This is a genomic window from Streptosporangium sp. NPDC002607 (assembly GCF_053592655.1).
In genome coordinates this window covers 73,778-100,390 of record NZ_JBSFWD010000019.1, presented here as the reverse complement: position 1 = coordinate 100,390, position 26,613 = coordinate 73,778, and the positions used below count along the sequence as shown (strand labels likewise).

The 26,613-nt window shown below is 70.7% G+C and carries 18 protein-coding genes, 4 tRNA genes and 1 pseudogene; 9 read left to right on the top strand and 14 right to left on the bottom strand.

What is annotated here, in order from left to right; all coding sequences use genetic code 11:
• Window positions 1-98 precede the first annotated feature (98 nt).
• The 6 genes from ACWD3H_RS22300 to ACWD3H_RS22275 form a co-directional block, all read right to left on the bottom strand.
• Window positions 99-1,628, bottom strand: coding sequence for a carboxylesterase family protein (locus tag ACWD3H_RS22300; protein WP_451956317.1), 1,530 nt, complete (start codon window positions 1,626-1,628; stop codon window positions 99-101).
• Entirely contained in the window at window positions 1,625-4,267 is a 2,643-nt protein-coding gene (locus ACWD3H_RS22295; RefSeq protein ID WP_451956316.1) for a family 78 glycoside hydrolase catalytic domain, read from the bottom strand. The genes ACWD3H_RS22300 and ACWD3H_RS22295 overlap by 4 nt, the downstream gene beginning before the upstream one ends.
• A 1-nt stretch (window position 4,268) precedes the next feature.
• Window positions 4,269-5,309 carry an alcohol dehydrogenase catalytic domain-containing protein gene (locus ACWD3H_RS22290; RefSeq protein WP_451956315.1) on the bottom strand — a complete coding sequence of 347 codons (1,041 nt, stop codon included), beginning with the start codon at window positions 5,307-5,309 and terminating at the stop codon, window positions 4,269-4,271.
• Complete coding sequence (locus ACWD3H_RS22285) at window positions 5,306-6,967, bottom strand: AMP-binding protein (protein WP_451956314.1); 1,662 nt, start codon at window positions 6,965-6,967, stop codon at window positions 5,306-5,308. Before ACWD3H_RS22285 ends, ACWD3H_RS22290 begins: the two co-directional genes overlap by 4 nt.
• 175 nt (window positions 6,968-7,142) lie before the next feature.
• Entirely contained in the window at window positions 7,143-8,243 is a 1,101-nt protein-coding gene (gene manA / locus ACWD3H_RS22280; protein WP_451956313.1) for a mannose-6-phosphate isomerase, class I, read from the bottom strand.
• Between the two features lie 272 nt (window positions 8,244-8,515).
• Window positions 8,516-9,208 carry a TetR/AcrR family transcriptional regulator gene (locus ACWD3H_RS22275; protein WP_355562194.1) on the bottom strand — a complete coding sequence of 231 codons (693 nt, stop codon included), beginning with the start codon at window positions 9,206-9,208 and terminating at the stop codon, window positions 8,516-8,518.
• Window positions 9,209-9,684: 476 nt separating this feature from the next.
• On the opposite strand from ACWD3H_RS22275, the gene ACWD3H_RS22270 reads away from it, so the two are divergent.
• Window positions 9,685-11,223 carry an MFS transporter gene (locus tag ACWD3H_RS22270; protein ID WP_451956312.1) on the top strand — a complete coding sequence of 513 codons (1,539 nt, stop codon included), beginning with the start codon at window positions 9,685-9,687 and terminating at the stop codon, window positions 11,221-11,223.
• A gap of 4 nt (window positions 11,224-11,227) precedes the next feature.
• Here ACWD3H_RS22270 and ACWD3H_RS22265 read toward each other — a convergent pair whose 3' ends face one another.
• From ACWD3H_RS22265 to ACWD3H_RS22250, 4 genes are all read right to left on the bottom strand, one after another.
• Window positions 11,228-12,154 carry an NAD(P)H-binding protein gene (locus ACWD3H_RS22265; RefSeq protein WP_451956311.1) on the bottom strand — a complete coding sequence of 309 codons (927 nt, stop codon included), beginning with the start codon at window positions 12,152-12,154 and terminating at the stop codon, window positions 11,228-11,230.
• A 567-nt stretch (window positions 12,155-12,721) separates the two neighbouring features.
• A tRNA-Val gene (locus ACWD3H_RS22260) sits at window positions 12,722-12,796 on the bottom strand.
• Window positions 12,797-12,810: 14 nt separating this feature from the next.
• Window positions 12,811-12,881, bottom strand: a tRNA-Cys gene (locus tag ACWD3H_RS22255).
• Between the two features lie 25 nt (window positions 12,882-12,906).
• Window positions 12,907-12,978, bottom strand: a tRNA-Gly gene (locus tag ACWD3H_RS22250).
• A gap of 150 nt (window positions 12,979-13,128) precedes the next feature.
• Between ACWD3H_RS22250 and hutH the strand changes: the two genes are divergently transcribed.
• Window positions 13,129-14,676, top strand: coding sequence for a histidine ammonia-lyase (gene hutH / locus ACWD3H_RS22245; protein ID WP_350927217.1), 1,548 nt, complete (start codon window positions 13,129-13,131; stop codon window positions 14,674-14,676).
• A 25-nt stretch (window positions 14,677-14,701) separates the two neighbouring features.
• Here the strand turns inward: hutH and ACWD3H_RS22240 are convergent, their stop codons facing one another.
• Together ACWD3H_RS22240 and ACWD3H_RS22235 are read right to left on the bottom strand one after the other, a co-directional pair.
• Entirely contained in the window at window positions 14,702-14,971 is a 270-nt protein-coding gene (locus ACWD3H_RS22240) for a RidA family protein (protein ID WP_451956374.1), read from the bottom strand.
• A 91-nt stretch (window positions 14,972-15,062) separates the two neighbouring features.
• Window positions 15,063-16,307, bottom strand: a complete 1,245-nt coding sequence (locus tag ACWD3H_RS22235; RefSeq protein WP_451956310.1) for an RNA-guided endonuclease InsQ/TnpB family protein — start codon at window positions 16,305-16,307, stop codon at window positions 15,063-15,065.
• Window positions 16,308-16,369: 62 nt separating this feature from the next.
• On the opposite strand from ACWD3H_RS22235, the gene ACWD3H_RS22230 reads away from it, so the two are divergent.
• The 4 genes and pseudogenes from ACWD3H_RS22230 to ACWD3H_RS22215 all read left to right on the top strand — a co-directional run bounded on the left by ACWD3H_RS22230 (window position 16,370) and on the right by ACWD3H_RS22215 (window position 19,060).
• Window positions 16,370-16,573, top strand: a complete 204-nt coding sequence (locus ACWD3H_RS22230; RefSeq protein ID WP_451956309.1) for a helix-turn-helix transcriptional regulator — start codon at window positions 16,370-16,372, stop codon at window positions 16,571-16,573.
• A gap of 415 nt (window positions 16,574-16,988) precedes the next feature.
• Window positions 16,989-17,099 (top strand): annotated as a pseudogene (locus tag ACWD3H_RS22225) (LysR family transcriptional regulator); the annotation flags it as partial.
• 114 nt (window positions 17,100-17,213) lie between these two features.
• Entirely contained in the window at window positions 17,214-18,212 is a 999-nt protein-coding gene (locus ACWD3H_RS22220) for a chorismate-binding protein (protein ID WP_355562181.1), read from the top strand.
• A 17-nt stretch (window positions 18,213-18,229) separates the two neighbouring features.
• Window positions 18,230-19,060: an aminotransferase class IV gene (locus tag ACWD3H_RS22215; protein ID WP_355562178.1), complete on the top strand. Its 831-nt coding sequence runs from the start codon at window positions 18,230-18,232 to the stop codon at window positions 19,058-19,060.
• Between the two features lie 72 nt (window positions 19,061-19,132).
• Here ACWD3H_RS22215 and ACWD3H_RS22210 read toward each other — a convergent pair whose 3' ends face one another.
• Window positions 19,133-20,518, bottom strand: a complete 1,386-nt coding sequence (locus ACWD3H_RS22210) for an LVIVD repeat-containing protein (RefSeq protein ID WP_451956373.1) — start codon at window positions 20,516-20,518, stop codon at window positions 19,133-19,135.
• Between the two features lie 71 nt (window positions 20,519-20,589).
• On the opposite strand from ACWD3H_RS22210, the gene ACWD3H_RS22205 reads away from it, so the two are divergent.
• Complete coding sequence (locus ACWD3H_RS22205; RefSeq protein ID WP_451956308.1) at window positions 20,590-21,222, top strand: DUF305 domain-containing protein; 633 nt, start codon at window positions 20,590-20,592, stop codon at window positions 21,220-21,222.
• Window positions 21,223-21,258: 36 nt separating this feature from the next.
• Here ACWD3H_RS22205 and ACWD3H_RS22200 read toward each other — a convergent pair whose 3' ends face one another.
• On the bottom strand, window positions 21,259-21,675 hold the full coding sequence (locus ACWD3H_RS22200; protein ID WP_350927231.1) for an SsgA family sporulation/cell division regulator: 417 nt from the start codon (window positions 21,673-21,675) through the stop codon (window positions 21,259-21,261).
• 464 nt (window positions 21,676-22,139) lie between these two features.
• On the opposite strand from ACWD3H_RS22200, the gene ACWD3H_RS22195 reads away from it, so the two are divergent.
• Together ACWD3H_RS22195 and ACWD3H_RS22190 are read left to right on the top strand one after the other, a co-directional pair.
• Window positions 22,140-22,211 (top strand) — tRNA-Val (locus ACWD3H_RS22195).
• Window positions 22,212-22,999: 788 nt separating this feature from the next.
• Window positions 23,000-26,599, top strand: a complete 3,600-nt coding sequence (locus ACWD3H_RS22190) for a discoidin domain-containing protein (RefSeq protein WP_451956307.1) — start codon at window positions 23,000-23,002, stop codon at window positions 26,597-26,599.
• Window positions 26,600-26,613 lie beyond the last annotated feature (14 nt).

Below are 26,613 nucleotides of genomic sequence, written 5' to 3'. Positions count from 1 at the left end.
GCGACGTGTCGCGGCCGGAGGAGGCCGCCCCTCCTCCTGTCTGGGATGCCGTGTTCGGTGGTATCGCGTTCGGTGGCGCCGCCTGGTGCGCGGCTCTCTCAGACCGGTGCCGCCCCGGGGACGGGCCAGACCGAGGTCCGGTACTCCGGGTCGAGGTCGTACTCGATCCGGGACTCACCGGGGGCGATCACGAGGGTGGGCCGGGTCCGGGCGTCGTACACCGGCCAGTCGCCCAGCGGGCCGCTCGGGTCGCCCGTGCGCGCGAACCGTGCGAGCATCGCGACCCACCGGTTCGCCAGGGCGGGCGCGTCCGGGTGGTCGGCGAGGCCGCCGCCCTCGGCGTCGGGGTCGGCCCACGGGTTGAAGGTGAGGCTGAGGTCCACGCCGTGTGTGGAGCGCATCCTCCGCTCCCCGATCCTGCAGGGCACGTCCAGCACGTACACGTATCCCCGGCTGCCCGCCCCGGTCGTGGCCAGCGCGTTCTCCACCGCGCCCCGCCGGTACAGGTCCGTCCAGACGAGGTCGTTGAACCGTGCGCCGACCCAGGCGCGGTGCGTCCCGCGCAGCCGCCGCAGGTAGCCCCGCAGGCCGGACCTGCCTCCGGCGTTGGTGGCGGCCACCGCGCGGGCGATGAGGTGGCGGGCGAGGAACCCCATCGGACCGCGGAGCCCGGCCTCCCCGATCAGGAAGTCCAGGCTGTCGCCCTCGTGCGCGGCGAACCCCGCGACGAGCGGTACGGCGCCGGCGCCCCGGTCGCGGATCAGCGCCGGGACGGGCCCGGGGAGCAGCGCGGTGCCGCACACCGCCGAGGGGGCGAGGCGCATGTTGTCCATCGACATCTGGAGCAGCTCGCCGGTCGGCGCCGAGAGCAGGAAGTCGAGGACGTCCTCGGGGCCGATCTTCTTGATCCGGGCTATCTCGGCGACGCGGTCGACGGCCGGCGGCTCGGTCGCGGGGCTGCCGCCGCTGTTGGACATCGCGCGGTGGAACAGGCCCGCGGCGGCCGGAGAGGCGCACAGCGCCAGCGCCGACGTCGCGCCGGCCGACTCGCCCATCACGGTCACGCAGCCGGGATCGCCGCCGTAGTCGGCGATGTTGTCCCGCACCCAGTGCAGTGCCATGATCTGGTCCCGCAGCCACAGCTCGCCCGATCCCTCGTACGGCGGGCCGAACCGGTCCAGGTCGAGGCCGCCGAAGACGCCCAGCCGGTAGTTGGCGCAGACCACGACGGCGTCCGCCCCGACGGCCAGCGCGCTCCCGTCGTACTGGTTGGCCGCGCCGCCGGTGAGTGCCCCGCCGTGGATGAAGAACAGCACCGGGCGAGGCGCCGCCGGGGCCGTGGCGGGGAGGTGCACGTTGAGGTGGAGGCAGTCCTCGGACATGCCGCCCTCGGGCGGGTCGCCGAGGACGTTCAGGAAGGGAGCCTGGGGTGCCATCGGCCTGTGGCGGGTGGCGTCGTAGACGCCGTGCCAGGCGGTGGCCGGCTCCGGCGGCTCGTACCGCCTGGTGGGCTGGGCGTAGCGCAGTCCCCAGAAGCTGTGCGCGCCCGCGCGCTCCACGCCGCGCACGGTGCCGAGCCTGGTCGCGCGCTCCACCTCGGGGAGGTTCCGGTCCGCGTATCTCCTCATGCCGGGCACCGGTGTACGGAGACGCCGGGGCCCGCCTGCGCGGTGCTCCCGTCGGGCAGCACGACGGTGGCCTCGGTGCCGGGCGGCACCGTGACCTCCAGGGTGAACTCCCCGTCCGCCGACCGCCAGCAGGACGCGATCCGCCCGTACGGCGAGTCGTGCGCGGCCGAGGCGGACGTGATGCCGCCTCCGGGGCGGGGCTCGACCCGGAAGCGGCGCCAGGCCACCCCCGCCGCGCCCGCCGTCTCGTCCGGGCGGATCCCGGCGACGTACCGGTGCAGGAACGACACCACCGCGCCCTTGCTGTAGTGGTTGAGCGACTGCGGCTTGCCGGGCTCGTCGTCCGCGCCCTCCCAGCTCTCCCAGATCGTGGTCGCGCCTGCCTCGATCATGGCCAGCCAGGACGGCTGGGAGGTCTGGAACAGCAGCTCGTAGGCGACGTCGAGGTGGCCGGTGTCGGCCAGGACCGGCAGCAGGTACGGCGTGGCCAGGAAGCCGGTGCCCAGGTGGGTGCCGGCCTCCCCGATCAGCTCCACCAGCCGCCCCGCGGTCCGCTCGCGCAGCTCGTCGGGGACCAGCCCGAAGGCCAGGGCCCGGACGTGGTTGGCCTGGGTGTCGGGGGTGAGCGCGCCGTCCTCGCCGACGAACTCCCGCCGCCAGGCGTCCAGCGAGGCACGGGCCAGCTCGCCGTACCGGCGGGCGTCGTCGTCGCGGCCGAGCAGCGCGGCGGCCTCGGCCAGGAGCGACGAGGACCGGTGCAGGTACGCGGTGGCGACGTCGCCCATGTCGAGCTCCAGGGAGAAGAGCTTCTCGTGCGGGCCGTCCGGCTCGCACCACTCACCCCAGTGGAAGCCGGTGTCCCACAGGAACTCCTCGTGCGGCGCGGGCTCCGCCGAGCGGGCGACGCGGGTGGCGTACCGGTCCGCACGCGCCCGCCGGGCGGCGTAGTCCACCCAGGCGGTCATCGACCCGTACTGCTCGGCCAGGACGCGCTCGTCCCCGTAGGCGCGCCACATGTCCCACGGCACGATCACCGCGGCGTCGCCCCAGCCCGCGGCACCGGTGAGGAAGTCGGTGACGGGGTCGGGCGGGCCGGCCGCGGTGTGCGGGGCGGGCACGATGTTGGGTACCCGGCCGTCCGGCCACTGGTCGGCCGCCAGGTCGCGCAGCCACTTCTCGGTGAAGCCCGCCACGTCGTACAGGAAGGCGGCGGTGGGGAGGAAGATCTGCCAGTCGCCGGTCCACCCGGCGCGCTCACGCTGCGGGCAGTCGGTCGGGACGTCGCAGGCGTTGCCGCGGAAGCTCCACACGGCCGCCTCGTGCAACCGGTTGATCCGCTCGTCGTCGCACTCGAACCAGCCGGTCCGCCGCAGGTCGGTGTGGACGATCACGCCGGTCACGTCGTCGGGTCCCAGGCCGCCCGGGTGCCCCTCGACGCGGACGTACCGGAAGCCGTGCGTGGTGTGGCGCGGCTCGAAGACCTCGCCCGGCGTCCCGGCGGCGATCACCTCGTCCACCTGGCCCGCCGAGCGCGGGATGTCGGTGCCCAACAGCACGGGCCGCAGGTGGTCCAGCGTGACGTCACCGGTCTTGTCGAGCATCTCCCCGTGGGTCAACGTCAGCCGGGTCCCGCGCGGACCCAGGCCGCCGATCCGCACCCACCCGTTGATGTTCTGGCCGAGGTCCACCACCTGCCTGCCGAACTCCAGGGTCCGCACGGAGACGGGGCGCAGCTCCTGCACCCTGCGGACCGGCGGCGCGGGCGAGGCGTGCAGCCGGTCGAGGTCGTGCTCGACCACGGGTGCCTCCCGCCAGCCGTCCGGCGGCCCGTCCCACTGCCCGTCCCACGCGCGAAGGTCGCTCCGCTGGCCCTCGATGAGGTCGGCGGCGACGACGGAGCCGGGGCGGCCGAGCCATCCCGGACCGGTCGCCGCCGTGACCCGCGTGCCGTCGCCGAGTTCGGCCTCGACCTGGGCGAGGAGGGCCAGGTTCCGGCCGAAGCAGTCCGCCCGCCGGAAGTAGCCGTTCTGGCCCCGGTACCAGCCGTCCGACAGCACGGCCCCGACCACGTTGACCCCCGGGCGCAGCAGGCGCGTGACGTCGTAGGTCTGCACGTGCAGGTTCGCGTGGTAGGAGGTGCTGCCCGGAGTGAGCTCGGCGTCACCGGCCCGGAGGCCGTTGACGAACAGCTCGTAGATCCCGTGCGCGGTCGCGTAGGCACGGGCCCGGACGATCGGGCCGTCGAGGGTGAAGGTGTGGCGCAGCAGATGAGCGGGGCGCGCCCCGGGCTCGGCGATCTCGTCCTCGACCGGGGCGATCCACCGGGCCGACCAGTCGGCTGCCTCCAGCAGGCCGGTCTCCCACTCGGCGGGCGCCGACCATCCGCTCTCGCCGAGATCGGTCCAGACCTTCACCTGCCATGACGTGCGCTCGCGGGAGGCGGGGGGTGGCCCGCCGTACGGCACGAGCACGCTGCGCGCGGACTCGATCCGGCCGGAGTCCCAGCCGTCGGTCCGCACCCGGTAGGCGTGTTGCGTGTGCGCGCCGGCGGGCAGCCACCACGACAGGCGCGGCGCGCGGAAGGTGACGCCGAACGCCTCGTCCAGGTGCTCGACGCGGAGGCGGGTCGGGATCGCCATCTCAGGCCACGCTCCCCGCCGGATTGAAGACGATCTTGGTGACCCCGTCCCGGCGGCCGGCGAACATCTCGTACGCCGCGGGCCCCGCCGAGAGCGGCAGCCGGTGCGAGATGACCACGGAGGGGTCGAAGCGCCCGGCCGCCATGAGGTCGAACAGCCCCATGGTGTCCTCGCCGGTGGCCAGGCCGATGTGGAAGTCGATCGAGAGCATCTGCGCACGCTGCATCGGGTAGGCGTAACGGTGCGACTGGGACAGCCCGATCACCGACACCGCGCCCCGCAGGCCGACGACGCGCAGCGCGAGGTCGATCGTCTGGTCGGTCCCCGCCGCGTCCACCACCGAGGGGACGCCCCGGGGAGCGCGGGTGAGGATCTCCTCGGCGGCGGCCTCGGGGGTGAACGCCTCCGCGCCCAGCGCTTCGGCCTGCGCGCGTCGCTCGGCGACCGGGTCGACCGCGAGCACCCGGGAGGCGCCCTGCAGCTTCGCCGCCAGCACGGCCACCTGGCCGATCGGTCCCAGACCGATGACCGCGACGGTGGCGCCGGGTGCGATCCGTGCCTTCTTGGCGCCGTACCACGCGGTGTTGGCGCAGTCGGCGAGCAGCAGGGCGTTCTCGTCGCTCACCCCTTCGGGGATGCGCACCAGGTTGGTGTCGGCGAAGGGGACGGCGACCGCCTCCGCCTGGCTGCCGGGCAACTCCGGCCCGAGCCCGTACACCCAGGCCTTCTGGACCTGGCAGGCCGGGTATCCGGTGGAGCACCAGTCGCACCGCCCGCACCGCACGCCGGCGGCGATCAGCACCTTGTCGCCGGTGCGCCAGCGCCCTACCTCCCCGCCGGTCTCCACCACCTCGCCGATCGCCTCGTGGCCGATGCAGAAGTTCGGCTCCTTGACGTTGTGGCCGTGGTAGACGTGCAGGTCGCTGCCGCAGATGCCGGCGTGCGTGACGCGGACGACGGCTCCGTTCCGGTCGCGCGGCGCGGGGTCGGCGACGGTCTCGTACCGCACGTCCTCGGGGCCGTGGTAGATGAGCGCCTTCATGCGGTCCGCACGCTCCCGCCCGGCTGCTCGGCGAACAGCCTGCGGGCCGCAGGCAGGTCGGCCTTCCCGTTCGCCGCTCTCGGCAGTGTCTCCACGATGCGTACCTCCTTGGGGGCCTTGTAGCCCGCGAGTCGTTTCCTGATCCAGTCGGTGACGTCGGCGCCCGACAGCGCGGCGCCGGGGCGGGGGGAGGCGACCGCGACCACCCGCTGGCCGAGCCTCTCGTCGGGGAGCCCGAGCACCAGGCAGTCCTCCACGGCGGGATGGAGTTTGGCGGCCTCCTCCACCTCCTCGGGATAGACCTTCTCGCCGGCGGTGTTGATGCAGCCGGAACCGCGGCCGAGCAGGGTGATGGTGCCGTCCGCCTCGACCGTCGCCCAGTCGCCGGGGACGGAGTAGCGGACGCCGTCGACCACCTTGAGCAGCCGCGCGGTGCCGGCCGCGTCCTTGTGGTAACCGATGGGCACGTTGCCCGGGCCGCTCACCGCCAGCAGGCCCTGCTCGCCCGAGCCGGGCCTCACCTCCCGCCAGTCGGGGGTGAAGACCTTCGTGCGGGAGGTCGGGGTGAACCTGGCGGTGCTCGCCGCCTGCCCGCGGGTCGTCAGGGCCGAGCCGCCCGGTCCCTCGGTGGAGCCCATCATGTCGCCGATCGCGGCGCCCGCCGGGAGCCGCTCGATCAGGGACTGCCGGGTGCCGGCGCTGAGCATCGCCCCGGAGGAGAGGATGACCCGCATGGACGCGATGTCGTACGGGCGGCCCGCGGCCTCGGCCGCCTCCAGCGCGCGCAGCATGGGCCGGGCGAAGGCGTCCCCGACGATGACGATCCCGCTCGCCGCCTCCCGCTCCACGGTGGCCCACAACTCGTCCGGGGCGAAGCCGCCGCCGGGCAGCAGCACGACCTGGCCGCCGACCATGTGCGGGAGCATGACGCCGAGCCACATGGCCGTGCCGTGCATCAGCGGGCACGCCGGGATGAACCGGGGCAGGAGCGCCCCGTCCGCCATCGCCCGCGCGGTGGCGACACCCCAGGCCGGGTCGTCCGGAGGAGGTTGCCCGAGGAACTCGGCCGCGCTGGCGAGCCAGCGCCGGACGAACTCTCCCATGGCGTACATGACGCCCTTGGGCATGCCGGTCGTGCCGCCGGTGTAGAGCATGTAGACGTCGTCCTCGCCACGGGCGACGCGTGGGGCCGGCCGGTGCGCCGAGACGGCGTCCTCGTAGGCGACCACCCCCTCGCCCGGGGCGGCGTCCTGCTCGTCGCCGACCCGGATCCAGAACCGGACGCCCGGCAGCCGGTCCCGGACCCGGCGGACCGGCCCGGCCAGGGCGGCGTCGAAGACCACCGCCTCGGCGTCGGCGTTGTCCAGCAGGTATCGCAGCTCGTCGTCGAGATAGCGGTAGTTGACGTTGACCGGCACCGCCCGGATCTTGAAGGCGGCGAACTGCGCCTCCAGGTACTCCGGACGGTTGGTGAGATACAGGCCCACCTTCGACCCGGGACCGAGCCCGGCCTCCGACAAGGCCGATGCCAGCCGTGCCGCCCGGTCCTCGTAGTCGCTCCAGGTGATCGCGCGGTCCGCCTGCCTGACGGCGACCTGGTCTCCGACGGCGTCGGCCATGGCCTCCCAGACACTGGCGAAATGAGCTTCGAGCGACATCGACCACCCCACAGTTTCAGAACTATTAGCGATACGCTAACTAGCCGAGCCGTGACGGGTCAAGGACTCCGGACGGGATTGCCCGTCGTCACGCGGCCGGAGCGCCGGGGCGGGGACGATGGCGTGCGCCGTGCTTCCCCGGCCCCGGCCTACGGCGGCCGAGGTGGTGGGCGGGTCAGTCGAGGCCCGGTTCGGCCCAGAAGATCGTCCCGGAACCGCGCAGGCGGACCGGTCCGGCGGCGGGGACGAAGGCGGACTCGCCCGGTCGTAGCACCTGCCCGCCGGCCTCGACCTCGCCCTCGGTGCACACCAGGATGCGCGCTACTCCGCCCTCCAGGGTGAGCCCGGAGCCCGGAACGGCCGTGCCGAGGCGGAACTCCGGGGCGGGCGTGCGGTAGAGGTTGCCGACCGGCGCGACCGGCAGGGGTGAGATCGAGGGGTCGGTGACGCGCAGCAGCTCGTCGACGTCCATCGGCTTGCTGGTCAGCCCCGCGCGGAGCACGTTGTCGGAGCTGCCCATGATCTCCACACCGAAACCGCTCAGGTAGCAGTGCAGGACTCCCGCGCCCAGGAACAGCGCCTCACCGGGCCGCAGCTCGTGGCGGCGCAGGAAGAGCGGGGCGAGGCAGGCCGGGTCTTCCGGGTGGATGCCGGTCAGGCGTACCACCAGTTCGCCGTCGGGGCCGCCCGCGGCCGACGCGGCCCGCGCGATCGCGGCCACAAGGTCCGCCCTGCCCTCCTTCGGCCACTCCACCAGCGCGCGGAGCGCGGCGGAGGCGTCCCCGGTGGCCAGCGGCGCCACGACGGGCTCCAGTTCCGGGATGCCCAGCCCGCCGATGAGCGCCGCGGCCTCCGCGGGCGGACGGAACCCGGCCAGCGCGGTGAACGGGGTCAGCGCGCAGATCAGCTCGGGCTTGGGGAACGGGTCGACGTAGACGCCCCTGGCGTAGCCCTCCTCCGCCTGTTGCCGCGACGGATGAACCTGCAGCGACAGCGGCAGGTCCACGGCGATCAGCTTCAGCAGGTACGGCAACCGCGAGCCGAACCGCTCAACGGTCCTCTCCCCGAGCTCGGCCACCGGGTCGGCGGCCACCGTCTCGGCGAGGGAGCGCCACGTCCCCCGCCGCAACACCGACGAGGAGCCGGACGGGTGGGTGCCGAACCACATCTCCGCCTCGGGTCGCTCCGCGGGGGAGGGGCGCCCGGCCAGCGTGGCGATGGCCGTGCGCGAGCCCCAGTCGTAGTTCTTCACGGGATTGCGCAGCAGGCCCGTCACGACGTCTCCACCGTCTCCGGCAGGGAGGAGCGCCGCGACGCGGGGATCTCGCCCGGCCCGGTCTGGTCGGCCGCCACGCGGGCGGCGGGGATGAGGGGGCCGTTCATGATCCTCCGTGTCCGTGAGTCCGAGCAGGAAACGAATGAATGCCACAGAACGCCGATGCTACGCGTCTTCGGTGTCTCCCGGCCGCCAATGCACGGCCAAGACCGGGTGAACAAGTCCGTCGACCGTGGGGTCTCACCGCCCGGGGCACCGCCACACGGCGGTCCTTACCGTGCCAGGCCGCGGGCCGAATCCGGTTCCGCTCTCTCCCGGCCTTCCACCAGGACGGCGAGACCGTCGAGGAGACGCCGCAGGCCGAACTCGAACCACTCGTCGATGTCGATCACGTCCCCCCGCTCCGCGTGGAGTCTGGACAGTATCGGGAACCGCCCGGACTCCAGGATCTCCAGGAGCGCCGGCGCCCTCGACACACGCCACTGCCCGGCCGTGACCCCGGTGCGACGCTCGGCCTCCACTTCGTTCACCAGCAGCAGGGCCGCGCCCTGCACCTGGGCGCTCACCGTCATGGCCACCCAGTGCGTTGTCGTCGGGTCGAGGCCGAGGCCGTCCATGGCGCGCATCGCCCACTCGACGTCGGCCAGCACGTTCGGCCCGATCGGCGGCCGGGGGGTGGCGATGACCCGCAGCACCCAGGGGTGCCTGGAGTACATGCGCCACTCCCGCCTCGCCGCGGCCTCCAGCCCTGTGCGCCAGCCACCGGGAACGGAGCCCGGATGCGGGTCCTCGCCGAAGACGGCCTCGACCATCAACTCGACGAGCGCGTCCTTGCCCGGCACGTAGCGGTACAGCGACATCGCGCCGGTGCCCAACTCGGTCGCGACGCGGCGCATCGACAGCGCGTCCAGCCCCTCGGCGTCGGCGATCCGGACCGCGGTGCGCACGATCCGCTCGGTGCTCAAGCCGGCTGGGGGCTCGTGCCGTCCCGCTGGATCGCCGCTGCTCGGCGGGGGCGTGGGGAGAACGGTCCGCGGCGCGGGCTCGGCGGGGCGCGCGGCTCGCCCGGCGGTGCGGATCCGGTAGGCCCGTGCCTGACAGGCACGGGAGCAGTACCGCGGGCGTCGCCCCCGGGGTGCGGCGTCCAACGGCTTTCCACATTGCGCACACGTCAACATGCGTCCTCGTCCAATTCCGGCACGCTCACTGGTGTGACGAAATTCTAACACGTGTTTTTTGTGACGTAATGAAAGGCGGCGGTGTGACGTTATGGCGAGTGAGATACGCCGCCACCTGGCTGGACCGCCTTGTTTTTGAGGATATTTCTGCACTTTAATGCATGCCGCCTTGGCCTGGATATCAATCCTTGCATGCGTCCAAAAATTTTGCGTACGATGTATACGCATATTTGGCGTACAGGGTATCCGAGGAGGTTTCGGCAATGGTGCGAACGGTGGCCACGGCAGGGCGGAGGGAATGGCTCGGACTCGCGGTGCTCGTCCTGCCCGTCCTGCTCGTCTCGGTGACCGTGACGGTGCTCTACTTCGCGCTGCCCTTCCTGAGCGCGGACCTCATGCCGACCGGCTCCCAGCTGCTGTGGATCGTCGACATCTACGCCTTCCTGCTGGCCGGTCTGCTGATCACGATGGGTGCCCTGGGGGACAGGATCGGCCGCCGGAAGCTGCTGCTGATCGGAGCCGCCGCGTTCGGCGTCACGTCGGTCATCGCCGCCTACGCCCCCAACGCCGAGTCGCTCATCGCGGCCCGCGCCCTGCAGGGCGCTGCGGCGGCGAGCCTGATGCCGCCCACCCTCGCGCTGATCCGGGACATGTTCCGCGATCCGCGGCAGCGCCGGATGGCCGTCGCGGTATGGGCCGCCGGCTTCGCCGGGGGCAGCGTGCTGGGGCCGATCGTGGGAGGTCGGCTGCTGGAGCACTTCTGGTGGGGGTCGGTGTTCCTGATCAACGTGCCGGTCATGGTCCTGCTGCTGGTGCTGGGGCCGATCGTGCTCCCCGAGTACCGTGATCCGCGCCCCTGGAGGTTCGACCTGCCCAGTGCCGCGCTCTCAATGGCGGCCGTACTGCCGACGGTCTACGGGATCAAGCAGTTCGCCGTCGACGGACTCGGCCTCCAGGCGCTGCTCGGCGTCGTCGCCGGGTCGGTGTTCTGCGTCGCCTTTCTGCGCAGGCAGCGGACGCTGCCCACCCCGATGCTCGACCTGGGGCTGTTCGCCGGCCGGGGCTTCACCGTGTCCCTGATCGCGAGCACGCTCGCGGTCTTCGCCCTGGTGGGGCTGTTCTACTTCGTCGCGCAGTACCTGCAGATGGTGCTCGGGCTACGGCCGTTCGTCGCGGGGCTGCTGACCCTGCCCGCGGCCGGAACCGCCCTCGCCGGCTCGATGCTGGCCGCCGTGATCGCGCAGCGGATACGCCCGGGACACATCATGGGCGGCGGCATGACGCTCGTCGCCGGAGGCTTCCTGGTGATGAGCGGGATCGAGGTGGACTCCGAGCGGTGGCCCCTCATCGGCGGCCTGCTCCTGCTGGGGACGGGGATCGGAGCGGTGCAGGCGACGGCCTCCGACATGATCGTCGCTGTCGCCCCGCCGGAGCGCGCGGGCTCGGCGTCCGCGATCATGGAGGCCGCCACCGAGCTGGGCGGTGCGCTCGGCGTCGCGATCCTGGGCAGCATCGGCCTGGCCGTCTACGGCGAGAGGCTCACCGCGACGGGTCCCGCGCTGCCCCCCGAGTACGCCGAGGCGGCGCGCGAGACCCTGGGCGGCGCCGTCGAGGTGGCCGCGCGGATACCGGGAGAGGCGGGAGCGGCCCTGCTCGACGTCGCCCGCTCGGCCTTCACCGACGGCATGCACCTGGCCGCCCTCCTCGGGGCCGCCTGCATGGCGCTGACGGCGCTGCTGACCGTGCTCCTGCTCCGGCCGGTGCGGGTGGACACCTCGACGGCGGACGGCGGCGCCGAGTGACCGCTCACCGGGGGCGACGGGTGAAGAGAGCGGCCCTTTCCGCGACGAACTCCCGCACCGTCGTCGCGGGCCTTCCCGTGATCGATTCGACGTCCCCGGTCATCCGGTCGTAGCGGTTCTGGCGGTGCAGGCGTGCCATGGTGACGATGTGCTCCTCGGTGTGCGCCGGGAGTCCCGCGAGTGCGAGGTCCCGCTCGACCCAGGTGTCGAGCGGGACGTCCACGTAGCGGATCTCCCTTCCCAGGGCCAGGGAGTATTCCTCGGCGACCCCGTCCATCCCCTGCGACCTGGGGCCCGTCAGCTCGTAGACGTGCCCGACGTGAGGCCGGGGGTCCCGCAGGATCGTGGCGACCACGGCCGCGACGTCGCCGGCCGCGACGGGCGACGTGCGGCCGGTCCCGAAGGGAAGCCGGATGGTCCCGCTGTCGGCGATGGAACGCTCGGCCAGCGTCGTGAACATCGGGTTCTCCAGGAAGACGGTGGGCCGGACGTGCACGACCGGGAGCCCCGACCAGTCGAGCACCTGCTCCGACAGCCAGTGCAGCCGCTGCTGGTGGGACTCCGCGGTGCTCAACGCGTTCATCTGCGACACGGTCAGCTGCGAGATGCCGACCAGGACCTCAAGGGCGCCCACCGCGCGGGCCACCGTCGCGACGGTGGCGGCGGCCTCCAGGTACGACGGCGACACGCTCATACCGAAGAACATCCGGGAACTGCCGTCGAGGGCGTCCGCCACGTCCGTGGGGCTGGTGAGGTCACCGATCACCACCTGCGCGCCGAGGGCGCGCAGCGCGTCCGCGCGCTCGTCGTCGCGATGCGCCATCGCCCGTACGGGCAGGCCGCGTGCGCGCAGCAGCTCCACCACGGTGCGCCCGACGCCCCCGACACCTCCGCCGGCACCGGTGACGAGGACGAGGTCGTCGTCGGCCATCGCGATGTCTCCTCACCTCGGGGTGGTCACGTCGGGGTGGTCACGGTGCCGAGGCCGCGGCGCTCCCGGCCGGTCACGGATCGCGGCGCGCACCGCCCCCGGCGCTCTGACGCACCGTGATCGAAACGCTACTCCGAGCCATGTTCCGGCGCACCGGCCGATTCGACCACTTACCGGTCACATGACCATTTCAATCCGCCCGCGTTCCCCCGGTGGCCACGGCCTGCCGTTCTCGGACGGTTTCAGGCTGATCGTGTGAACGGCGCGGGAGCGAACCCCTGAGCCTTCAACAAGGGAGCCGCCGTCGAGCTGATGAATCGGAATCCTGACATATCCAGCCTTCAAGCACACCGCTATGTGTGCGGCCTCTCTCAGGATCAAGCGGCTGCCCGATACAACGAGGTGACCGGGTATCAAACCAATCTGGGCGGTACCTCCATCAACGCCTGGGAAACATGGGCTGGATCGCCTCCATCATCACCCAGGGAAGCCGGAAGGCCGCCAAGGCCCCTGAATCGGGACCTTGACGGCCGTCTGCGGTGATCTGCTCATGGCTGCCATGAGCGGTGGTGGACGATACAGGGATTGAACCTGTGACCTCTTCCGTGTCAGGGAAGCGCTCTCCCGCTGAGCTAATCGTCCTCGCTGCGAACCAGAGGTGGAGACGGGATTTGAACCCGTGTACACGGCTTTGCAGGCCGTTGCCTCGCCTCTCGGCCACTCCACCGAGTGGGGGACCGGAGTCCCTTCCGAGCGGAAGACGGGATTCGAACCCGCGACCCTCACCTTGGCAAGGTGATGCTCTACCACTGAGCCACTTCCGCGTGCCTCCGGGGCCTGCCCGGACTCACTGCGAGAACTCTAGCGAATACCCGGCCACTCCCCAAACCGAGCGGTACCGGTATCGTGAGATGTAAGGAGCCAGCAACGGGTTCACCAGTTACCAAGTTCAACCTACGCGAGAGAGTGACAGCATGCGCGACAACGAGGTCGTGAACGTCGGACCGGAGCCGCTGAGCTTCGAGCAGGTCGTCGAGGTCGCCAGGCACGGTGCCCCCGTGCGCCTCACCGACGACGCCGTGGCGGCCATGGCCGCGGCCCGCACGCGTGTGGACGAGCTGGCCGAGAGCCCCACCCCCGCCTACGGCGTCTCGACCGGGTTCGGCGCCCTGGCCACCCGGCACATCGACCCGGCGCTCCGCGCACAGCTGCAGCGATCCCTCGTCCGCTCGCACGCCGCCGGGTCCGGCCCCGAGGTCGAGGTCGAGGTGACCCGCGCGATGATGCTGCTGCGCCTGCACACCCTGGCCACCGGCCACACCGGCGTACGCCCGAAGACGGCCAAGGTGCTGGAGAGCCTGCTCAACGCGCGGATCACCCCCGTCGTGCACGAGTACGGCAGCCTCGGCTGCTCCGGCGACCTCGCGCCGCTCTCCCACGTGGCCCTCACGATCATGGGTGAGGGCGTCGTCCGGGACGCCGCCGGAGAGCGGGCCGACGCCGCGGAGGCGCTCAAGCAGGCGGGCATCGAGCCCGTCGAACTGGTGGCCAAGGAGGGGCTCGCGCTCATCAACGGCACCGACGGCATGCTCGGCATGCTCATCCTGGCCATGGACGACCTCGCCCGCCTGTTCAGGACCGCCGACATCGGCGCGGCCATGAGCGTGGAGGCGCTGCTGGGCACCGACCGCGTCTTCGCCGCCGACCTGCAGGCCCTGCGCCCGCACCCCGGGCAGGCGGCCAGCGCCGCCAACCTCAGGGCGCTGCTCGCGGACTCGCAGATCATGGACTCCCACCGGGACGGCACCTGTACCCGCGTCCAGGACGCCTACTCCCTGCGGTGCGCCCCGCAGGTCGCCGGCGCCGCCCGTGACACCCTGGCGCACGCCGCCTCGGTCGCCGGACGGGAGCTCGCCTCGGCGATCGACAACCCGGTGGTCCTGGCCGACGGCCGGGTGGAGTCCAACGGCAACTTCCACGGCGCCCCCGTCGGCTACGTGCTCGATTTCCTCGCCATCGCGGTCGCGGACATGGCGAGCATCTCCGAACGCCGCACCGACCGCATGCTGGACGTGGCACGCAGCCACGGCCTACCGGCCTTCCTCGCCGACGATCCCGGCGTCGACTCCGGTCACATGATCGCCCAGTACACCCAGGCGGCGGTGGTCTCCGAGCTCAAGCGCCTGGCCGTGCCCGCGAGCGTCGACTCGATCCCGAGCTCCGCCATGCAGGAGGACCACGTCTCCATGGGCTGGTCGGCCGCGCGCAAGCTGCGCCGCTCGGTGGACGGCCTCACCCGGGTGCTCGCGGTGGAGATCCTCACCGCCGCGCGGGCCCTGGACCTGCGCGCCCCGCTGCGTCCCGCCCCGGCGACCGGAGCCGTGGTGGCCGCCCTGCGCCAGGCCGTCCCCGGCCCGGGACCCGACCGCTTCCTCGCACCGGAGATCGAGGCGGTGGTCGGGCTCGTCGCGGGCAACGCGGTCGTCGCCGCCGCCGAGACGGTCACCGGCCCCCTGGCCTAATACCGTCCCGCCGGGACGGCGGCGATCACGTCCACCTCGATGAGCAGCTCCGGCGAGAACAGCCGCGACACCTCCACCGTCGTGCTGGCCGGGGGCCGCCAGTGATGTGGCGCCCGCGCACGGCCCCGTACTCCGGCAACAGCGACATGTCGATGAGAAAGGTCCGGATGTGGGTCACGTCGTCGAACGTGCAGCCCTGATCGGCGAGGACGCGTGACAGCTGGTCCATCACGTACTCGGACTGGCGCGTCATGTCCCCCTCGCCGACCACCTTCCCCTCCCCGTCCAGGGCCACCTGCCCGGAGACGAACAGCAGGTTCCCCGCCCTGGTGGCGTGAGATTGACGTGCTCCCCGGCCTGAAGGGCGGGGTTCAGTCCGTGCCGCGTCACGCGGCACCTCTGATGCTTCCTGCTTCGCCGGCGTCCGCCACCGCGAGCGGTGGTCTTACGTCACCTCCACAGGCGTTTAACGTCTCCGCCTCCTGTCGCGTCTCAGCGACGGGTTTCCGTCCAGCGGCGACGATTCGTCTTCCCTCGGCCAGCACGTTGATCGCCGCGTTGACGTCCCGGTCGTGGGTGACGCCACAGGCGCACGTCCACGACCGGACGTTCAACGGCATCGACTCAGCGAGAGTGCCGCACGCCGAGCAGAGTTTCGAACTGGGAAACCAGCGGTCGATCTTGGCGAAGTGGCGGCCGTAGCGTTTCGCCTTGTACTCCAGCATGTCCACGAACTGTGACCAGCCCGCGTCGTGCACCGACCTGGCCAGCCGGGTGCGGGCCAGGCCGGACACGGAAAGATCTTCCACGTAGATCGCTTGGTTGTCGCGGATCAACGTGGCCGACAGCTTGTGTGCCCAGTCGCGGCGGGTATCGGCCACCTTGGCGTGCGCTCGGGCGACCTTCAGCCTGGCCTTCCTGCGGTTCGCCGACCCCTTCTGTGTGCGGCTCAGCGCCTTCTGTGCTCTGCGGAGCCTCTTGGCCGCCCGCCGCAGGATACGCGGGTTGTCGATCTTCCGGCCGTCGGACAGAACCGCGAAATGCGTCAGACCGAGGTCGATGCCGACCTTGCCCGGTGCCTTGGGCAACGGCCGGTCGCCGGTCTCGATGACGAACGAGGCGAAGTAGCGGCCCGCCGCGTCCTTGACCACCGTCACCGACGACGGCTCCGACGGCAGTTTTCGCGACCAGCGCACCGCGACATCGCCGATCTTCGGCAGCCGGAGTTTTCCGCCCGCCGTAACAGTGAACCGGGCGTTTCTGGTGAACCGGATCGCCTGCCGCGAATCCTTGCGTGAGCGGAACCGGGGCGGCGCGACCTTGCGGCCCTTGCGCCTGCCCGACAGCGAGGCGAAGAAGTTGCGGTAAGCGGCGTTCAGGTCCGCCAGCGCCTGCTGAAGGACCACGGCCGACACCTCACCGAGCCACGCCCGCTCCAGTGTCGCCTTGGCCCCTGTGATGATCCGCGTGGACAGATCCCCGTCTGAGATGTACGGCAAGCCCTGCTCGCAGGCCTTCCGCCGGGCGCGCAGCCCGTCGTTGAACACCACGCGTGCGCACCCAAAGGCGCGGGTCAGGGAACGCTCCTGGGCAGTGGTGGGATACAGCCGGAAGTTGTATCTGAGCTGCACCCCACACCCCCCTTTGTTTGTAGTGACTTTGAGTAACATATCCCGCACTTATCGTGGTCATTGTGAACGTAGAAGGTTTCCTCAGCACCGAACAGGCCGCCGAACGGCTGGGTATCAAAGTGGCATCGGTGTACACCTTCGCCCAGTGCCTCGAAGGCTTCCCTCAGCCCGCCCGTGTCGGCCGGACCCTGCTGTGGCCCGAAGCCGAACTCGACGCCTGGCGCGCCGCCCATCCAACCCGCAAACACAGCACTCCAGGCTCCTGAGTACAGGTCAGGGCATACTCGGGCCTTGGCGGCCCTCTCGTGCGGGCTTTCACCTCCGGCCCGAAGGCCAGAGCACTGGCCCGCATTCAGGTGGCGCCCGTTGGTGGTGGGGACCGTGGCCGGGTTTATCCTCTCCAGTCCGGTACGGCCCTTCCTGTCGCTTCGCTCCGTGTCCCGGGCCGCCCCCCCGCGGGACCGGTCACGGTGAGGTGCGCGAAGATCGCCGTCAGGTCCGCGTCGCCCAGCCCGGCCGCCGTCGCGCCGGCCAGCCGCTTCCCGGTCGCAGCGGCGAGGGTCCGGGGCCCGTGCGCGGCCAGTGTCATGCCCTTAGGCGACCTGGAAGGCGCCTCCGCCGGGCCGGGCCACCGCCCTCGCCGCGGCCTGTGCCAGGGCCGGGTTCACCCCCCGTGCCTCGGTCAGGATCAGCGAGTGGACGGGCAAGTTCGGGTTCGTCGCGGCCGGGCTCGGCATCACGCTGGTGCCCGCCATCGCCGCGCACGCCGTACCGCCCGATCTGGTGCTCCGCTCTCTCGGCGAGCTCGCCCCCCCAGGACCGTTTACGCGGCCCTGCCGCCGGTCCCGCTGCCCGCGGCCCGCACCCTGGTGCGCCTGCTGGCCGTACAAGCGAGACAATAGGGAAGTGCATGACTCTTTTGCGCATGTCACCGGATATCTGGCCACGGGGCTCCGAGACATCACCACCGACCTGACCGCCTTGGACGGCGAGGGATGGTGGGCCGTCGTGGTCGACTACGAGGGCAAGGTGACGTGCGCCAGGTTCGACGACGTCCGTCAGGCCCCGCTGCCCGTGCCGCGCGGTCCCTGGCGCGGGCCGCACCCGTCGTCGTGGCGCAGCTCCCTGGATCGGGCCGCGTACGAGGACGGCGTGCGGCGCATCCGCTCGTACATCGAGCGTGGCGAGGTCTACCAGGCCAATCTGTGCCGGGTGCTGAACGCGCCGCTGCCCGCGGGAGGGGAACCGGACCCGCTGGCACTGGCCGTACGGCTGGCGGAGGGCAACCCCGCCCCCTACGCCGCGACGGTGAGCCTGCCGGGACTGAGCGTCGTGTCGGCCTCTCCCGAGCTCTACCTGTCCAGGGACGGCGACGTGGTCGAGTCCAGACCGATCAAGGGGACCGGAGTCACCGAGGAGGACCTGCAGGAGAAGGATTACGCGGAGAACGTGATGATCGTCGATCTCGTCCGCAACGACCTGGGCAGGGTCGCCGAGGTCGGCTCGGTGAGCGTGCCCGCCCTGTGCGAGGTGGAGGAGCATCCCGGTCTCGTGCACCTGGTCTCCACGGTCAGGGCGCGGCTCGCGCCGGGGTGCGGGTGGCCCGAGCTGTTCGGCGCGACCTTCCCGCCGGGGTCGGTGACGGGGGCCCCGAAATCTTCCGCCCTGCGTATCATCGATGAGCTCGAACCCGAGCCGCGCGGGCCGTACTGTGGGACCGTGGGCTGGGTCGACGCCGGCCGGCGGCGGGCGTCGCTGGCCGTGGGGATCCGCACGTTCTGGCTGTCGTCCGGCGAGATCCGTTTCGGCACGGGCGCGGGCATAACCTGGGGGAGCGACCCGCGCCGCGAATGGGACGAGACCGAGTTGAAGGCCTCCCGGCTCGTCGCTCTGGCATCAACATAAGGTTCAGAAGGAGTCGCATGAAGGTACCTATATGGCTCAACGGGGCACTTGTCTCTCCGGATCAGGCCACCGTTTCAGTTTTCGATCATGGTTTGATGGTCGGGGACGGGGTGTTCGAGACCATCAAGTGCGTGAACGGCACCACGTTCGCGCTCACCCGCCACCTTGACCGGCTCACGCTCTCGGCGCGGCGCATGGAACTGCCCGACCCCGACACCGACGCGATCGCCGACGGGATCCGTGCCTGCCTGGCCGAGGCCCCGCAGTGGCGGCTCGGCCGCGTCCGGGTCACCTACACCAGCGGCCCGGGGCCGCTCGGCTCGGACCGGGGCGAGGCGGGCTGCACGACCGTGGTGATCGTCGACGAGCAGAAGCCGTTCCCGGCCACCGCCGACGTCACGGTCGTGCCCTGGCCGCGCAACGAGCGCGGCGCGCTCGCCGGGGTGAAGAGCACCTCCTACGGTGACAACGCCAGGGCGCTGTTCTACGCCAAGGCCGCCGGCGGCGGCGAGGCGATCTTCGAGAACACCGCGGGAGACCTCTGCGAGGGCACCGGCAGCAACGTCTTCATCGTGCGTGACGGCCGGCTGGTCACCCCCACGCTCGCCTCGGGCTGCCTGGCCGGGGTCACCCGCGCGCTCGCGCTGGAGTGGTGCGGGGGAGCCGAGGAGGACGTCCCGCTCTCGGCCCTGTACGAGGCGGAAGAGGCGTTCCTGACCTCCACCACCCGTGACATCCAGCCGATCCGCGCGGTCGACCAGACCGTGCTGCCCGCCGCGCCCGGTCCGATCACCGCCAAGGCCATGCAGGTCTTCGCCGAGCGCTCCGCCGCCGACCTCGACCCCTGAGGTTCCGGGTCTCCGGTTCCGGCGAGGGCACGCCCCCGCCGGAAGGCCGGTCGTCCGGCGGTCACCGACCGGCTAGTAGGACACCTGGGTCTGCGCGTTCAGCTCCTTGAGCCTGACCTTGGCCGCCGGATCGGTCAGCGGGTCGTCGATGCGGAGCACGTCCAGGCCCCTGGTGATGTCACTGGAGTAGATGTGGCCGTTGTAGTAGTACGCCGACCACGAGCCGCCGACTCCCGAAACCGGGCCCCGCTCGAAGAAGCCGATCTCCCGGGGGCTGGCCGAGTCGGTGAAGTCCCAGACGGACACCCCGCCCTGGTACCACGCCTGGACCATGATGTCCTTTCCCGGCACGGGTAGCAGCGACCCGTTGTGCGCGACGCAGTTCTCGTCGGACGTCTGTTCCCTCGGGATCTTGAAGTAGCCGCGGAGCGTGAGCCTGCGGTCCTTGCCGAGGTCGTACACGGCGCTGGCGCCCTTGGTCTTCGGGGTGCCGGAGTCGCAGGTCGCGCTCACGCCGCCGCCCAGCTCGTCCCCGAAGACGACCTTGGTGGCGTCGTTGTTGAACGTCGCCGAGTGCCAGATGGCGAAGTTCTCCCGGTCGCTCACGTGCTGGAGCACCTTGGGGTTGGCCCGGTCGGTGATGTCCAGCAGGACTCCGTCGCCGAAGCAGGCCGCGGCGGCCAGGTTCTTCTCGGGGTAGGCCGTGATGTCGTGGCAGCCGCCGAGGCCGCCCTCGCCGGGCTTGTCGGAGAGCACCGGTTGCGAGATCACCTTGGCGGTCTCGGGGGCCTCGACGGGTACCTCGACCACGGAGATCTTGTTGTGCGGCGCCGGGCAGGTCGTCGACTGCGGCTCGGGGCCCGGGGAGGAGATGTAGAGGTAGACGCGGCCCGCGTCGCCGCCGGGGACGAGGGTGTGGGTGTGCGAGCCGCAGTCGGTGCGGACCGCCGAGACGAACCTGGGGTGGGACTTGTCCGCGATGTCGAAGATCCGGATGCCCTCCCAGCCGTCCGACTCCGGCTCGCCGCGCTGGGCGTCGCACTCCGGGCCGACCCGGGCGGAGTCGATCGACAGGAACAGCAGGTTCCCGCTCACCGAGACGTCGTTCTGCTCGCCGGGGCAGAGCACCCGGCTGACCACCGAGGGGTGGGAGGGATCGGAGATGTCGAAGACGCTGAAGCCGTCGAAGTTGCCGACGAACGCGTAGTCGCCCTGGAAGGCCAGGTCGGTGCCCCAGGCCTGGGGCCCGTCGAGCGGGGCGCCGAGCGGCACGTTGGCCAGGTGCGTGACGTTGTCGCTGTGGGTGCCGTCCCCGGAGATCCCGGGGGAGGGGGATTCCGCCGGTTTCTCAGTGGCGCTCGTGCTCTTCTCCGAGGCGGCCGCGGGCGCTGGGGCCTGGGGCGTTGGATCCGCCCCGCATCCGGCCACAAGAAGTAGCGCGGCCAGGCCGAACGCCATGGTCGATCGCACGGTGCCCCCCATTACGTCGGTCCACTTGCCCCATTATTGAAGCTATGCGGAGGATTCGTATGCCGAGTCAGGTTATCGCGGTGATCATGGCGACAGCGGTCCTTGGCGGATGCACGGAGGCGGCACAGCGAGGATCGGCACCGCTCGTCGCGGAGACCGGTGCGCCGGTGATAATCCCGGGCGGCCCCGGCGAGGCGGGCCGTACGGCGCGGCCGGGCGAGCATCTCGGGGAGTCCGAGGCCAGGGTCACGGCGGCCGACGTGAGGTTCGCCGAGGGCATGATCCCGCATCACCGGCAGGCACTGGAGATGGCGGAGCTGGTCCCGGCCAGGTCGTCCTCGCCGGTCCTGCGGAAACTCGCCGAGCGGATCACCGTGGCGCAGCGGCCGGAGATCGCGGCCATGACGTCATGGCTGGAGGCGATCGGCCGGGCGCCGCAGGGGCACGAGGGGCATGACGAGCACGCTGTCACGCTGGAGGAGATGAACCGGCTCAGGGGGGCCAGGGGAGCGGCCTTCGACACGCTCTTCCTGACCCTCATGATCGCTCACCACGAGGCGGCGGTCACGATGGCCGGGCTCCAGCTCCGCGAGGGCGCCGACCGGGCCATGCTGGCCGTCGCCAAGGACGTCGTCTCGGGCCAGGGCATCGAGATCGCCCGGATGCGGCGCCTGCTCAAGCCCGCGGCGTAGGCGGCGGTTCCGTCGAAGGGCGCGGTGAGAGCCGGGTCAGGAGCTCCAGAGCATGTTGCTGAGCTCGGCGTCCAGATCCATGAAGTCGGTCTCGCGACCCGCGGGCACCAGCTCGTACGTCCGGTGCAGGAACTCCGTGAGCGGAGTCAGCGGCACCTCGAACAGCGCCTGTCCGAACGGCGAGGTGAGGCTGATGTGCAGCGTGCGCTCGCCGTCGGCGCGCGCCGGCCACACCTGCACGTCGCCGTCGCCCACCCGCCGCACGATGCCGACGGTCAGCAACTCGCGGGCGAAGATCCACTCGACCGGCTCGTCGTTCCCCACGTGGAAGGCCATTCTGATCGCGTAAGGATCATCGGCCGTGTAGCTGAGTCCGGCAAGCAGGGGGACGGTGGTACGGTCGGGGACCACAAGCCGAAGGCCTAGCTCGGCAGAGACGGTGGCGCTGTTCATCGTCAGCCAAACCTTTTCGTCGTCGGTCCCCTCTTCGGGGCTTTCACTGCTTTCAAGCGGACTTCGCTCCGCATGAGCCATCACGCGGAACAAAGAAACCTGTAGGAAAGATTCCGCCTCTACGCCCTTCTGTAACGCACATCACAGCGCGACATTTGGGCATCTACCGGGCTAAACATCACCAACAGGGCCGTATTTGCAAGGGTTTTGCGTCTCGTTTTGGTCACCGTCGACTCCCTGGCGGGGCGTCTCGGGTGATTCGGGTCGAGCCCGGGTCGTTCGGTGCTTCTATGGATCAGGATGATGCTATGACACCGTAGCCCCCCGTCGGATGCATCCTCAGAGCTTTGCCTCCCGAGTGCGTCATCTCTCAAGATCAAATTTAGTGGCGGACACCGCTTCGCGGGCGCTCCCGGATTGCTGTATGGTTTTCCACGTCGGCACCGCGAGGGGCCGGACAGGGCGGGCGATTAGCTCAGCGGGAGAGCGCTTCGTTCACACCGAAGAGGTCACTGGTTCGATCCCAGTATCGCCCACACTAGCAAGACGCAGGTCAGAGCCCGGCGGTTGACATCAACCGCCGGGCTCTTTCGTTGTTCCGCGATCTTTCGGACGGCCGGGCATCCCGGACGAGTTCCCGGCCCCGCTCGCCGGGTGGGACGGGTTTCCGGCAGGGCGGGTCACGCCCGGCATCCACGCATCGGAATCCGGTCCTGGGGGCGGCTCCGCCTTCCCCGCCGTGCCTGCCCGATGTGTCTCCCGCGCCAAGCTCGCCGCCCGGTTTCGCCGTGCCGGTTTCGTGGTGCCGGTTTCTCCCCGTGCCCCGTGCCCCGAGGCCCGCGGGCGTTCCCTCGCACCGGCTTGAGGGAACCTGCGGGCCCGGAGGCAAGGGATCGCACTCGGGGCTGTAAGGCGAAGTAAGCCGTCCTTCTCGACCCGTTGACGCGGCCGTAGCACGTATGTAACCTTTGGCCAACGCGATGCAAGAATATTGCAAAGTCCTGTTAAATTTTCTCTCTTCTCCGCAACTTCCGGTAGTGATGTGCCGCGCCACACATCCGTCGTATCCCTCCGGAAGAGCCCCCAGGTGACGTCGTTCCCGGCGTCGCATGGGCGCACCCGGCGACCAGCACCCCCCAGCGACGAACGAGACGAGTTTCGCGGACCGCCCCATCGCAGGTCACACCGGTCGGCCCGCCCGCCGGATGTCACGACTCCGAGTCCGCGTCTCGTGAGCGAGGCGCCCGCGCGCCTCGCGCCGCACGGCGGAGGCCCCGGCCTCCCATCCGACCCTGTCGTTCCAGCCGAGAGATAGAGGAACGCGATGAGAAAGCAGTACCTGGCGTTAAGGCTGGTGGCGGCGATGGCCGCGACCAGCCTGCTCGTCCTGGCCGGGGCGGTCTCACCCGCCGCGGCGGCCGGCCCCAACCTCGCGGTGGGTAAGGCGACCTCGTCAAGCAGCACCACCGCCCCCTACGGCGCGGCCAACGTCACCGACGGCAATGCCAACACCTACTGGGAGAGCAGCAACAACGCCTTCCCGCAGTGGCTCCAGGTGGATCTCGGAGCCGTCACCAACGTGGACCAGATCATCCTGAAGCTGCCCCCGGCGGCGGCCTGGGCCACCAGGACGCAGACCCTGTCGGTGCTGGCGGGCACGAGCGCCTCGCCCACCTCCACCATCGTCGGCTCCGCCGGCTACACCTTCAACCCGGCGACCGGCAACACGGTGACGATCAACTTCGCCGCGACCACCGCCCGCTACCTCCGGCTGAACATCACCGCCAACACGGGCTGGCCGGCCGGCCAGGTCTCCGAGTTCGAGGTGTACGGACCCACCGGCTCCGGCGGTGACACGTCGCCGCCGACCACGCCGTCGAACCTGGCCTACACCGAGCCCGGCTCCGGCCAGATCAGGCTGACCTGGAGCGCCTCGTCCGACAACGTGGGCGTGACCGGGTACGACATCTACGCCAACAACGTCCTGCGCGCCAGCGTGGCGGGCAATGTCCTGACCTACACCGACACCCAGCCGGCCACCGCGACGGTGTCCTACTACGTCAAGGCCAGGGACGCGGCGAACAACGAGTCCGGCAACAGCAACACCGTCACCCGTACCGGCAGCACCGGCGGCGGCTCCAACCTGGCCGTCGGCAAGGCGATCACCGCCTCCTCCTCGGTCTTCACCTTCGTGGCCGCCAACGCCAACGACAACAACACGGCGACCTACTGGGAGGGCAACGGCGGCAGCTACCCCAACACGCTGACCGTCAGCCTGGGCGCGAACGCCACCCTCAACTCGGTCGTGCTGAAGCTGAACCCAGACAACGTCTGGGCGACGCGTACCCAGAACATCCAGGTTCTCGGGCGTGAGCAGAGCTCGACCTCCTTCACCAGCCTGGCGGCGGCGGCGAACTACACCTTCAATCCCGCCTCCGGCAACACGGTGACGATCCCGGTCGGCGGCTCCTACGCCGACGTCCAGCTCAAGATCACTTCCAACACCGGCGCCCCCGCCGGTCAGGTCGCCGAGTTCCAGGTCATCGGCACCCCGGCGCCGAACCCGGACCTGACGATCACCGGCCTGACGGCGTCCCCCGCCTCCCCGATCGAGACCGACGCGATCACGCTGTCGGCCACGGTCAAGAACAACGGCAACGCGGCCGCCGGCGCGACGGACGTCAACTTCTACCTGGGCACCACCAAGGTCGGCACCGCCCCGGTCGCCGCGCTGGCCGCGGGGGCCTCCGCCACCGTCTCGGCCGGCATCGGTACCCGTGACGCCGGCAGCTACCCGTTGAGCGCCAAGGTCGACGAGGCCAACAGCGTCATCGAGCAGAACGAGTCGAACAACGACTTCTCCAGCGCCTCCCCGCTCGTGGTCAGGCCCGTCGACACCTCCGACCTGGTCGCGACGACCAGCTGGACCCCGAGCAACCCGGCGAACGGCAACGTCGTCACCTTCTCCGTGGCGATCAAGAACCAGGGCACCGTGGCCTCCGCGGGCGGCGCCCACGGCATCACGCTGACCGTCGCCAACGAGGCGGGGACCGTGGTCCGCACGCTGACCGGCTCCCACACCGGTGTGATCGCCGCGGGCGCCACCACCGGCCCGGTGAACCTGGGCACCTGGACGGCGGCCAACGGCAAGTTCACCGTCAAGACGGTCCTCGCCGACGACGCCAACGAACTGCCGGTCAAGCGGGCCAACAACACGGTCACCCAGCCGTTCTTCGTCGGCCGCGGCGCCAACATGCCGTACGACATGTACGAGGCCGAGGACGCCGTCGTCGGCGGCGGGGCGGCCGTGGTCGGCCCGAGCCGCGACATCGGCACCCTGGCGGGTGAGGCGTCCGGCCGCAGGGCGGTGACGCTGAACACGACGGGCAGCTACGTCGAGTTCACCACCAAGGCCAGCACCAACACCCTCGTCACCCGCTTCTCCATCCCCGACTCGGCGGGCGGCGGCGGCATCGACTCGACGCTCAACGTCTACGTCGACGGCACCTTCCTCAAGGCCATCAACCTGACGTCCAAGTACGCCTGGCTGTACGGCGCGGAGGCGAGCCCGGGCAACTCGCCGGGTGCCGGCACGCCGCGTCACATCTACGACGAGGCCAGCATGATGCTCGGGACCACCGTCCCGGCCGGCAGCAAGATCAAGCTGCAGAAGGACCCCGCCAACACCACGACGTACGCGATCGACTTCATCAACACCGAACAGGTGTCGCCGATCGCCAACCCCGACCCCGCCAGGTACACCGTTCCGGCCGGATTCACCCACCAGGACGTGCAGAACGCGCTCGACAAGGTGCGGATGGACAACACCGGCACCCTCGTCGGCGTCTACCTGCCGCCGGGCACCTACCAGACGGCGAGCAAGTTCCAGGTCTACGGCAAGGCGGTCAAGGTGGTCGGCGCCGGCCCCTGGTACACCCAGTTCCGCGCGCCGTCGAACCAGGACAACACCGACATCGGGTTCCGCGCCGAGGGAACCGCGAACGGCTCGTCCTTCGCCAACTTCGCCTACTTCGGCAACTACACCTCGCGCATCGACGGCCCGGGCAAGGTGTTCGACTTCGCCAACGTCGCGGACGTGGTGATCGACAACATCTGGAACGAGCACATGGTCTGCCTCTACTGGGGCGCCAACACCGACCGCGTGACGATCAAGAACTCCCGCATCCGCAACATGTTCGCCGACGGCATCAACATGACCAACGGCAGCACCGACAACCTCGTCAGCAACAACGAGGCCCGCGCCACCGGTGACGACAGCTTCGCGCTGTTCTCGGCCATCGACGCCGGCGGCGCCGACATGAGGGGCAACGTCTACGAGAACCTGACGTCCATCCTGACCTGGCGGGCCGCCGGCGTCGCGGTCTACGGCGGGTACGACAACGTCTTCAGGAACATCTACATCGCCGACACGCTGGTCTACTCCGGCATCACGATCAGCTCGCTGGACTTCGGTTACCCGATGAACGGCTTCGGCGCCAGCCCGCCCACCCGGTTCGAGAACATCTCGATCGTCCGCGCCGGCGGTCATTTCTGGGGACAGCAGGTCTTCCCGGCGATCTGGGTCTTCTCCGCCTCCAAGGTCTTCCAGGGCATCCGCGTCAGCAACGTGGACATCGTGGACCCGACCTACGGCGGCATCATGTTCCAGACGAACTACGTCGGGGGCCAGCCGCAGTTCCCGGTCAAGGACACCGTGTTCACGAACATCTCGATCACGGGCGCCAAGAAGAGCGGCGACGCCTTCGACGCCAAGTCCGGCTGGGCCATCTGGGCCAACGAGATGCCCGAGCCCGGCCAGGGCCCGGCGGTCGGCTCGGCCACGTTCAACAACCTCCAGATGAGCAACAACTTCCAGAACATCAAGAACACGACGTCGACCTTCACGATCAACGTCAACCCGTAAACCCGTAGCAGGAG